The organism is Psychrobacter sp. 1U2 (assembly GCF_051847575.1).
In genome coordinates this window covers 83,636-94,302 of sequence record NZ_JBPYDC010000012.1, presented here as the reverse complement: position 1 = coordinate 94,302, position 10,667 = coordinate 83,636, and the positions used below count along the sequence as shown (strand labels likewise).

General features: G+C 43.2%; 10 protein-coding genes. 1 reads left to right on the top strand and 9 read right to left on the bottom strand.

All coding sequences use genetic code 11. The features are described from left to right. The 5 genes from ACS8FD_RS07730 to ACS8FD_RS07710 form a co-directional block, all read right to left on the bottom strand. A partial coding sequence (locus tag ACS8FD_RS07730) for a nuclease/transposase family protein (protein WP_459252118.1) occupies positions 1 to 531 on the bottom strand: 531 nt, incomplete at its 3' end. 168 nt (positions 532 to 699) lie between these two features. Then, positions 700 to 2,334 carry a CTP synthase gene (locus ACS8FD_RS07725; protein ID WP_439275259.1) on the bottom strand — a complete coding sequence of 545 codons (1,635 nt, stop codon included), beginning with the start codon at positions 2,332 to 2,334 and terminating at the stop codon, positions 700 to 702. Positions 2,335 to 2,507: 173 nt separating this feature from the next. Next, positions 2,508 to 3,581 carry a porin gene (locus ACS8FD_RS07720; protein WP_439275258.1) on the bottom strand — a complete coding sequence of 358 codons (1,074 nt, stop codon included), beginning with the start codon at positions 3,579 to 3,581 and terminating at the stop codon, positions 2,508 to 2,510. 185 nt (positions 3,582 to 3,766) lie between these two features. Next, positions 3,767 to 4,903, bottom strand: a complete 1,137-nt coding sequence (locus ACS8FD_RS07715) for a porin (RefSeq protein WP_439275257.1) — start codon at positions 4,901 to 4,903, stop codon at positions 3,767 to 3,769. A gap of 601 nt (positions 4,904 to 5,504) precedes the next feature. Continuing rightward, a complete protein-coding gene (locus ACS8FD_RS07710; RefSeq protein ID WP_439275256.1) occupies positions 5,505 to 7,709 on the bottom strand; it encodes a malate synthase G in 2,205 nt (734 codons plus the stop codon). A 404-nt stretch (positions 7,710 to 8,113) separates the two neighbouring features. Between ACS8FD_RS07710 and ACS8FD_RS07705 the strand changes: the two genes are divergently transcribed. Further along, a complete protein-coding gene (locus tag ACS8FD_RS07705; protein WP_439275255.1) occupies positions 8,114 to 8,848 on the top strand; it encodes a MiaE family protein in 735 nt (244 codons plus the stop codon). A 184-nt stretch (positions 8,849 to 9,032) separates the two neighbouring features. Here ACS8FD_RS07705 and ACS8FD_RS07700 read toward each other — a convergent pair whose 3' ends face one another. The 4 genes from ACS8FD_RS07700 to ACS8FD_RS07685 all read right to left on the bottom strand — a co-directional run bounded on the left by ACS8FD_RS07700 (position 9,033) and on the right by ACS8FD_RS07685 (position 10,539). Beyond that, positions 9,033 to 9,218 (bottom strand): hypothetical protein, encoded by a 186-nt coding sequence (locus ACS8FD_RS07700; RefSeq protein ID WP_439275254.1) that lies wholly within the window; start codon positions 9,216 to 9,218, stop codon positions 9,033 to 9,035. A 136-nt stretch (positions 9,219 to 9,354) separates the two neighbouring features. After that, complete coding sequence (locus ACS8FD_RS07695; protein ID WP_439275253.1) at positions 9,355 to 9,861, bottom strand: hypothetical protein; 507 nt, start codon at positions 9,859 to 9,861, stop codon at positions 9,355 to 9,357. Between the two features lie 93 nt (positions 9,862 to 9,954). Further along, entirely contained in the window at positions 9,955 to 10,251 is a 297-nt protein-coding gene (locus tag ACS8FD_RS07690) for a hypothetical protein (RefSeq protein WP_439275252.1), read from the bottom strand. A gap of 117 nt (positions 10,252 to 10,368) precedes the next feature. Then, positions 10,369 to 10,539 (bottom strand): hypothetical protein, encoded by a 171-nt coding sequence (locus ACS8FD_RS07685; RefSeq protein WP_439275251.1) that lies wholly within the window; start codon positions 10,537 to 10,539, stop codon positions 10,369 to 10,371. Positions 10,540 to 10,667: the final 128 nt, after the last annotated feature.

Here is a 10,667-nt window from a genome sequence, read left to right as displayed (position 1 = left end):
CTTAGGAAAGTCTTTAACGGTGATACAGGCATACCAGTGGCCGCGATTGTCTTGCACTAGCTCCAGAGTATTGATGCGGTACAGGGCTAAGTTATAGCTGTCCCATAGGTCTATTGTGAGCTTTTTACCCTTAGCGAGGCTTAGTTGGATAGTGGACTTAAGGCTTTTCTTGCCTGATTGACGGGTTGCTAAGTGCTTAATGGCGGTCTTTTTAAAAGGAATCCAGCCCAAGCTTCTTCTCTTGGCTTTAGGATTATTAGTACGCCAGTTGAGTTTGGCTTTTTTAAACTGTTTACGGGATTTAGCGTGAACCTCACTAATAGCTTGTAAGGTCTGACTGTGCAGATTTAGGTATTCACCTGCGCCTTTGGTATAGGTGGCGATGTCATAGGCGCTAAAGAACCGACCTGTGCGCTTAAGATGTTTAAAACTAAGCTCATTGACGTAATTCCAGACAAAGTTGACCGCACCAGCTAAGATATTGAGCTGCTTGGCGTGTTTGTCTTTGATGCGTAGTTTGAGCGTTTTCATGGAATAATTATGATCTCAATGGGTTTGGGTATCAAGGTGCTTTTAATCTTAGGTGACAACGGTTGACGCCTGATATCCACGCTCTAGAAGGATGTGGTTTTACGGCGCTGGTGATAAAAAAAGACCAATCCGAAGATTGGTCTTTTGGTTAAGTCTATACTTAAACCATTATTTGCTAGCGCTGTATTTCTTCGAGGCATTCACAAAGCTATTAAATAGCGGATGACCACCGCGTGGCGAGCTAGTGAATTCTGGATGGAACTGCACCGCGATAAACCAGGGATGAGAGCCAATCTCAACCGACTCTACCAAATGCTGTTTGGCTGAATAACCTGAAATCGTCATGCCTGCTTGCTCTAGAGGCTCAATATAGCGATTGTTCATCTCATAACGGTGGCGATGACGCTCGGTAATCATATTAGCGCCATAAATCTGGCTCAGCTTACTACCGGCAACCAGCTCCGCTTGCTGCGCGCCTAAACGCATGGTACCGCCAAGGTCGGAGTCGTCAGTACGAATTTGTAGCTCGCCGCGCTCATCCATCCATTCGGTAATCAGACCGATGATAGGCTCCGCGCTTTTGCGATCAAACTCAGAGGAGTTGGCATCGATGCTCATGACATTACGCGCATACTCAATCACTGCTAACTGCATACCTAAGCAGATGCCAAGATATGGCACATTATTTTCGCGCGCATAGGTAATCGCTTTCATTTTACCCAGAGTGCCGCGCTCGCCGAAGCCGCCCGGTACTAAGATGGCATCCGCCTTTTTTAACTGCTCAAGGGCCGCGTCATCATCTTCTAAGCGTTCCGCATCGATATAATCGATATTGACCTTAGTTTGATGGGTGATGCCGGCATGAAGCAAGGCTTCGTTGATAGATTTATAAGCATCAGGTAGCTCAACATACTTGCCGACCATGGCCACAGTGACCGTAGATTCTGGATTGAGCTGTGCTTCAACGACTTCGTCCCAATCGCTAAGATCGGCTTCTGGCACATCAAGCCCAAAACGCTCACAGATAAGATCATCGAGATCTTGCTCGTGCAAAGTACGCGGGATTTGATAGATACTTTGGGCATCTTCGCACATAATGACCGCGCGCTCTTCAACGTTAGTAAATAGCGCAATCTTACGGCGATTGTCGGGTGAGATATGATGATCAGAGCGGCAGATTAAGATATCAGGCTGCAGACCGATAGAGCGTAGCTCTTTGACCGAATGCTGCGTCGGTTTGGTCTTAGTTTCTCCTGCGCTAGCGATATAAGGCACGAGCGTTAAATGCATAAGCATCGCCTTATTACGACCTAGCTCCACCTGCATCTGACGCACCGCTTCCATAAAGGGTAGTGATTCGATATCACCGACGGTACCACCGATCTCAATGATGGCAACGTCGTAACCTTGACCACTAGCGATAATCTTGCTTTTGATCTCATCAGTAATGTGCGGAATAACTTGTACGGTGCCGCCTAGATATTCACCGCGGCGCTCTTTATTCAAGACGTTCTGATAGATACGGCCACTAGTGAAGTTGTTGCTTTTACTCATCTTCGAGTGACGTAGAAAACGCTCATAATAGCCCAAGTCCAAATCGGTCTCAGCACCGTCTTCGGTGACGAACACTTCGCCGTGTTGGAATGGGCTCATCGTGCCTGGATCGACGTTGATATACGGATCCATCTTGGTCATAGTGACATTGACGCCACGCGCTTCTAAGATAGCAGCCAAGGAAGCCGCCGTGATACCTTTTCCTAGTGAGGACACTACCCCACCGGTCACAAATATAAACTTGGTCATAGTACTCAATCAGTAGTTGGTAAAGAAGGATTTTACTAAAAATACGTCACAAAATATAGGGCAAAAGCTAAACTCAGCTAAATTCTCAAGTTTTGCGAGCCGCTTGTGGACTATTGTCTAAACAATTAAAAAAGGCTCATCTATAAAATCAGCTTTAATGAGTTATCGCCAGCTTAAAATAGGTATTCTAAACCCGCGCCAACGGCAAACACCTTGATATCTGCTACTGAATTGCTTGGATCGGTGGGACTGGTATAGTCCGCCCAGTTCTGACCGATATAAGCATGGGCAATCATATTGTCTTTGAAATTATATTCGCCGCCTACTACGATCTGATCGGAATCATTATTACTGATACCATTGAGGTTATCGGTTTTATTATACTGAACATAGATGAAAGCCGGACGAGACAAGTTATTTAAGCCAATTTTGCTACTTAGTATCAGGCCCTTTTCTTTATCAGAACCTCTAAAATCATAATCAGCTTGCTGATACACCGCCCCTAAAGTCAACGGAGTCGCTATGTCTATATAGCGATCGACATCAAGCGTTAGCGTCCCACGAAAGGCATCACCACCATAGCTGATACTTTTAATATTATTACCCTCATTCACAAGGTCTAAGGTATCAATACTACCGCTAGCTTCAATATCCTTGCTATAGGCAATGCCTGCAGTATAGCCCGCACCTTTATCAAACTTTAGCGCTGCTCCATAGCCATTGCCGCTACTCTCTAAGCTCTCGTTAGCAGCATACTGCATGATAAGCTGCAGACCTTGATATTCAGGGGCAATCCATAGTGCCGAATCTTTTGAGCGCGTATAGTCAAGCATATTTAAGGCGGCGACGTTCTCATTATCACCAAGCGTTCTGGTTCCCAGGTTATCCCAATATCCTCTATTGAGAATAGGACCATACAGATAACTAAAAACAGATGAGTTATGACCAAGCCGTAGCTCGCCGTAAGCTTTGTTTTTTAGACCCAAATAAGTATCGCGGCTTTGCAAGATTTGACTGTCGTCACCATCGATATCTATCCCATACTCTAAACGATAGATGACGTCTGTGCTGTCCGTAATGGCTTCAGTTCCTCTCACCCCTATACGTGAGGAATGCGAGTTGATCTGCAACGCATTCTCATCCGCATCGTTTACGCTACCATTACGGTTGTCATAATCTGCTTGCTGATCAACATAATCAGCGACCACAAAGGCCTTGCCGTAGATCTCTGGTGCAGCTTGCGCCATGGGTATATATAGAACTGAACTCGCTAAAATAAATAGTATTCTTTTCATGAGACCCCTTCACTCCAAAATCAGCTGAGAACAATATTGAGATTAATGGTTTTAGTGAATCCTTGCTATATTTACCCCATAAAAAAACCCACCCCGAAGGATGAGTTTTTAGCATACTAACTATGCAGAGGTTTTGATTAGAATAAGTATTCTAGACCTGCACCGATAGCTAATACATTAGAGTCGCCATTACCAGTAACACCTACAAGCTCAAAATCGCCTTCACCAACGTCAGATTCTCTCACAAAGAAAGTGTCGTTGTCTAAATCAGCAGAGTTATAACCGGCGTAAAGATGGGCAATCATGTTGTCTTTGAAGAAGTACTCACCGCCGACTACAAACTGGTCTGAGTCATTGCCGTCAAGGCCGCTTAAGTTTTCTGTTCTGTTGTACTGAGCATAAACGGTAGCCGGACGAGCAAAGTTGCTTAAGCCCATTTTGGCGCTAACCATTAAACCGTCTTCTTCACCAGCATTGTCATAATCAGCTTGCTGATACAACACACCTAAAGTAACAGGGTAAGCAACATAGTTACTTAAATCGAAACTAGCAGTACCGCGAAGGATATCGCCGTTGATACTCATGTCTTTATCTAAAGCAATACCAGCTGCGAAGCCTGTACCTGGAGCATAGTTCAATGCTGCGCCGTAGCCTGTATCACGATCATCATTGTCGTCGACGAAAGTCTCATCAGCACCATACTGCAACGTTAGATCTAATGGTAGATCGTTGTATTTAGGGGCAAACCAAATGATAGAGTTATTGATACGGCCGCCATCAGTTAGCGTTAGAGCTTCAGCTGCTGAACCAGTATTCAGGCTGCTTGCACCAATGTTATCCCAATAGCCCTTAGTGACAGGTACACTATTAAGAACATAATCAGTTACTGAATAGTTACGACCAAAACGTACTTGACCATACTGGTCATTGGCTAAACCAAGATACGTATCACGACTTCTAAAGCCTACATTGTCATCGCCGCTGTCATCGATGTTGATGCCATACTCTAACTGATAAACCACGTCAGTATTAGCGGTGATAGCTTCAGAACCTCTGAAACCTAAACGCGAGATGTTTGAATTGATTTGTAATGAGTTTTTATCTTCATCGATGTTTTGGAATTCACCATTATCCTCTGGTGTTAATGCTTGAACGTCCAACTCAGCATTGACATAATCAGTAGTGATAAATGCTTTACCATAGACTTGTGGCGCGGCATTCGCTGCTGATACAGATAGAGCGGCAACTGATGTAGCTAAAAGTAACTTTTTCATGGGATATCTCCACTTTACAATTTTAGTAATGAGTATGCTGTAATTAGCGTTTACTCATAAGGGTATCGTCACAAATCCTCAAAGATATAATGTGTAACTGGCTACCAAGTTTAGTCAGAAACAAGTATGGCGAAGTTTTATTACCGTAATATGAAAAAACCTTAACTTACATATAGAAAGCATCAACGTAACTTGTAATGTAACTACCATGTAAACTTAAGTCTTATGCGTCCTACTGCGTAACATCCGTTACCAAACTCATACTTCGAGTACAAGCATAACAACTTTGACATAATTTGCAACATTTTTTTGTCATTTAGTCTGAATTCCTGCAATTTTTATTTCAATGCTTGCACAGATAGATTCGGGGGTTTTAGTTTAGGTTTAGCGAGGGTTAGGAAGGGTTCAAAGCCACTGATTGAGAGATAAAATAGCCATAAAAAAGCACCCCTATAGTGTTGATAGGAGTGCTTGTAATAGCGATTCATCATTATAAGTAACAACTCCCCTACTCATCTCATGGAGTGCATAGGAGAGCTACTGAAGCGTCATATAGGCTGATTCACCTAAGACATTGTAAAGCAGCTGTTAACCGCTTTGATTAACAAGAGCTGCTCGCTTTTAGGTCACGGCGCGCTTGATGCAGTAGCGGCTCAGTGTAGCCACTTGGCTGCTCGCGACCTTTAAATACTAAATCACAGGCCGCTTGGAACGCATAAGAGCTATCGAAATCAGGCGCCATGTTTTGGTAGTCAGGATCGCCCGCGTTTTGCTCATCGACCACTTTTGCCATACGTTTCATGGTTTCCATGACTTGCTCTTCGCTCACTACATCGTGATGCAACCAGTTGGTAATGTGCTGGCTTGAGATACGTAGAGTTGCACGGTCTTCCATTAGGCCGACGTCATTGATATCAGGTACTTTTGAGCAACCAACGCCTTGGTTTACCCAGCGTACGACATATCCTAAGATGCCCTGAGCGTTGTTCTCAAGCTCTTGACGCTTCTCTTCGTCGCTCCAATTGGCTTCACTGGTCAAAGGAATAGTTAAGATGTCATCGACGTTAGCGCGGCTACGTGATTTTAGCTTGTCTTGTACGTCTTTTACATTGACTTGATGATAGTGCATGGCATGTAAGGTTGCACCCGTTGGTGACGGTACCCAAGCCGTGCTAGCGCCTGACTGAGGATGCGCAGCTTTAGTCTCCATCATCTCTTTCATCTCATCAGGCTTGGCCCACATGCCTTTACCAATCTGAGCACGGCCTTGCAGACCTACCTCGAGACCAACATCGACGTTCCACTGCTCATAAGCGGGCTGCCATGCTTGCGACTTCATCTCGCCTTTACGTACGAATGGCCCTGCATTCATACTGGTATGCATCTCATCGCCGGTACGATCCAAAAAGCCAGTATTAATGAAGATGACGCGCTCCTGAGCTTGACGGATAGCGTTTTTTAGATTGACCGTCATGCGGCGCTCTTCGTCCATGATACCGATCTTTAAGGTATTACGCTCAAGACCTAACAAGTCCTCTGAGGCGTTAAACAAATCATTAGCCATCTTCACTTCATCAGGACCATGCATTTTTGGCTTAACGATATACATAGAGCCTTTACGTGAGTTTGACAGCTCAGTCTTGCCTTTTAGATCATTTAGGCTCAGTAACGGCGTCACTAAAGCGTCCATAATGCCTTCAAATATCTCCTCTTGACCGTTACCCAAGTCAACCAAGATAGCTGGGTTTTGCATCAAGTGTCCAACATTACGCAGTAGTAGCAGTGCACGGCCAGGAAGGACTAGCTCGCTGCCATCAGGCGCAGTATAAACGCGGTCTGGGTTTTGCTGACGAGTACGTGTCTTACCGCCTTTCTCAAACGTCTCTTGCAGATCACCGTTCATTAGGCCAAACCAGTTGCGATACACTTCGACTTTTTCTTCAGCATCGACTGCGGCAATAGAATCCTCACCATCTTGGATAGCGGTGATAGCAGATTCGAGTAACACATCTTTGATACCTGCCGCATCGTCTTTACCGATTGGGCTGTCTTTATCGATTTGAATCTCGGCATGCAGGTTGTTATTTTTGAGCAGCACCGCTGTTGGACTGCTTGCATCGCCCATGTAGCCTGCGAATTGACTGGCATCTTTGAGCTCAGTACTACTGTCACCTTGAGTGATTTGTAGCTTGCCATCGACCACTTCAAAACCAGTAACCTCAGTGTAAGAGCCGGATGCTAGCGCAAAGTTCTCATCTAAAAATTGCTTGGCGTAAGCGACAACAGCCGCGCCGCGCGTAGGATTGTAGCCGCCTTTAGCCTCTTGACCATTGTCATCACTGATAACATCTGTGCCATAAAGCGCATCGTACAAGCTACCCCAACGAGCGTTAGTCGCGTTCAAGGCATAGCGAGCGTTACGAACGGGTACGACCAACTGTGGCCCTGCAATATGAGCAATTTCGTCATCAACATTCTCTGTTGAGACCTGAAAGTCTTCGCCTTCTGGCAACAAATAGCCGATCTCTTGCAAGAACTGCTTGTACTTTGCAAAGTCTACTTCGCCGTTGCTAGTAGGGTTGTCTAGATGCCATTGATCTATTTTTTCTTGCATCTCACTACGAGTCGCAAGCAGAGCTTTATTACGCGGAGTGAACTCTTTGACTACCTTTTCAAATCCTGACCAGTAGCTTTCTGAATCTACGCCTACTTTTGGTAATACTTCGTTTTCGATAAAGTCATACATCTGCTTATCAATAGCGAGGCTGCCTTTTTGGATGCGATTGGCGTTTGAATCCTGACTCATAATGATATCCTTGTAATAGGTTTAGTGAGGCGCTTGAGCCATAAAGGGTGCTTAACTGAGAGTATCGTTATACCTTTATAGCTAATAAGCATTTAGAAGTCTTATAATCAATGTTCTTATAATGAATGATAGGCTCATGCTAAAATAATCTATGACATAATTATCCTAAAATCAAAGATTATCCTACTATCAAATCAGGAAATTAACAAGAATGCGCTATTTAGTAGCTAAATAGTCGCCTTGTATAAATATGATAGCCTTTACTACGGCTTGTTTAACTCGTATAAAGAAGCGCTAGGACGCTTATGACTTATGAGTATGATTAAACTGTAAGTAATCATTTCTGCTGAACGAAGCTGTCAATGATAAAATCTACTAAATTATTCACTTTATATGATTAGACTATGACTGATACCGAAACCAAAGTAATAAACGAAGATGCAAAACTAAATAAAAAGGCTTCTGTAGCTAAGACCAATAATAGCGCTAGCTTAAATCCCCAATACACCTCGTCTGCTCAGACCGTAACTTTAAATGTTGATCTATCAGCGGTTTATGCGTTTTTGGCAGGTCGGACGACACGCGCGTGGATAGATGCGGCAGTCAACAACTTGCCTATTATTATTCAAGATCATGCTAACTGCGAAAAAAAAGCGGCAGGAACCGCAATGAATCTAATGTTTCGCTATGAGTTCTCGCATGATCTGCAGTGCAAATTGGCCCAGTTAGTGAGGGAGGAGATGCTGCACTATGAGCAAGTATTAGGAATTATGAAGGAGCGTGGGCAAGAGTGGCAACATCTAGGCGCAGGCCGTTATGCCAAAGGCATGATAAAACACAAACGCACCTTTGAACCTGCGGCTATGGTCGATGTACTCATTATTGGGGCTTTTATAGAAGCGCGTTCATGTGAGCGTTTCGCTGCTCTTGCAGAAGTAATAGAAGATGAGCGCTTAGCCAAATACTATCGTTACTTGCTCAAATCTGAGAGTCGTCATTTTGAAGATTATCTACAGTTAGCACAGTCGCTAGCGACCGAGAATATCGATGAGCGCGTAGATTTTTTTAGGGCGGTAGAGGCTGAGCTCATTACAAGCCCCGATGAAGAGTTACGCTTTCATAGTGGCGTGCCTGTCTAATTGACGGTTTAGCTAATTGACAACTTAATTGACAATCAAATACCGTCACCACTAGCTATAGCTAATGGTAACGGTATCCCAATGACTCTATGATACGAGTGTAAGCTGTCTACAAAAAAACAGCCTTTCACTCCCTGTCATTAGAAACTAAAAAGGCTGCTTTTTTATAAACTCGTTGTACTACCTACTTCTTCGTTTCAGTAATACTAGTATCATGCTGTTTGTGATCTTTCACCACATTATGCGGATCGTGATCGCCTGAGGCTTGCTCAGCAGCGGCCGGATTAACTTTTTGGAGAGCATCATCCGGCACAATACCTTCATTGTCATTCGCGTCTTTTAACTTATAATCTTCGTTGTCATTTTTCATGAATAATCCTTTTCAATAATTCATTTTAAAACCTGATATAAAAGTATGTCCTCAATCTAAATAAACGAGCAAGTAATATGCTAAAAACGAGAATATACTCTAAGCTTCTAAACCTTTAAGCTAACAAATATAGAATTTAGTCTTTCTCATCAGGATTTAGGATGCGAGTTTGCGCATTATCAATGCTTGCATAACGGTTCATATCGTTAAGCCCTTTGCTTTTGGGTTCTTCACTACCCACCGTTTGATCATTGACACCTTCATCAAAAGGGCTGCTGCCTTGCTGATCACGACGATCCGGTTGACGCGCTGGATTATCGCCATCATTAACATGTTTTGAATCTACAATCTCATCTTCAAAGGTATCTGTGCCTTTGTTGACGTCAGTATTTTCTTCTATTTTTTCATGATTGCGTACTGTATTACTAGCTGTTTCATGACCAACTGTTTCGCGATTGCGTACATCACTCACACGAGTACTATCGACGACATCATCAGTAACTAGAGTTGAACCATCCGCTCTGACATGATTATCTATTGGCTCATCAGCATGAGTGGCGTTATGGGTGCCGTCTACCATTTCGCTTATAGCATCATGGCTACTAATTGGCGTCTTAGTAAGTGCTGGATCATTAGTTTTCATTGTGACATCCTTTATTATAGTTATGAATAATGGCAAGTATGGCTTAAGGTGTAATGCTTTAACCATCAAACGCTATAGAGCTCAACACCCTATTTATATATTATTATTTTTCTTACTTAAGTCGTGCGCATTGAGATCGGCTACATTTTTGCCGCCTGCAGGCAGATCCTCCTCCTTACGGGGGTCAGAATAGACTTCATCAGTCTCTTGTGAGGCTTGCTCAGGACCATCTATATTTGGCTTATGCTTTCGGCCTTCATAACTATCAGTTGGGTTTTCGCGCTTAGCCATTACTGGATCATCAATAGGCACTATCTCTTCGTTGTTAGGTCCAGTATTATTTGCTACCGCTCGCGTTTTATTATCCGTAATCGTTGTTTTATTAACCATAATATGTCCCTCTATCGATTGTTTTGATGATTCTCTACTCGTTTTTTAAATACTGTATTTTCAAGTGCATTATTTATAAATACGTTATTTGTAGATATCTCATTTTCTGTAGAGACATTACTTGTCAGTACGAGCTTGATCATCTATAAAGGATGTTTTTTCATTTTCCGATAATTCTTTAGGCGTTCCTGAAGCAGTATCTTGTTCTAGATTTTTTTCAATCTTATCGGCATCGGCTTTATTGGCGGCTTGTTGAACATCAGATTTATTATCATTAGTGTTGCTCATAGTGTTATTCCTATTCTTATGATTGAATGGTAGGTAAGAACTACCTTCAATTATAGAAAAAAGCGCAAACCATGCACCAGTGCACTGCCGTATCAATATGTGAATAAATGTGAGGTTACAAGACAGTT

Coding starts and splice junctions, on each gene's coding strand:
- ACS8FD_RS07725 (WP_439275259.1), bottom strand. CDS start 2,334: ATGACCAAGTTTATATTTGTGACCGGTGGGGTAGTGTCCTCACTAGGA.
- ACS8FD_RS07685 (WP_439275251.1), bottom strand. CDS start 10,539: ATGAGCAACACTAATGATAATAAATCTGATGTTCAACAAGCCGCCAAT.
- ACS8FD_RS07705 (WP_439275255.1), top strand. CDS start 8,114: ATGACTGATACCGAAACCAAAGTAATAAACGAAGATGCAAAACTAAAT.
- ACS8FD_RS07720 (WP_439275258.1), bottom strand. CDS start 3,581: ATGGCGCAAGCTGCACCAGAGATCTACGGCAAGGCCTTTGTGGTCGCT.
- ACS8FD_RS07700 (WP_439275254.1), bottom strand. CDS start 9,218: ATGAAAAATGACAACGAAGATTATAAGTTAAAAGACGCGAATGACAAT.
- ACS8FD_RS07715 (WP_439275257.1), bottom strand. CDS start 4,903: ATGAAAAAGTTACTTTTAGCTACATCAGTTGCCGCTCTATCTGTATCA.
- ACS8FD_RS07695 (WP_439275253.1), bottom strand. CDS start 9,861: ATGAAAACTAATGATCCAGCACTTACTAAGACGCCAATTAGTAGCCAT.
- ACS8FD_RS07710 (WP_439275256.1), bottom strand. CDS start 7,709: ATGAGTCAGGATTCAAACGCCAATCGCATCCAAAAAGGCAGCCTCGCT.
- ACS8FD_RS07690 (WP_439275252.1), bottom strand. CDS start 10,251: ATGGTTAATAAAACAACGATTACGGATAATAAAACGCGAGCGGTAGCA.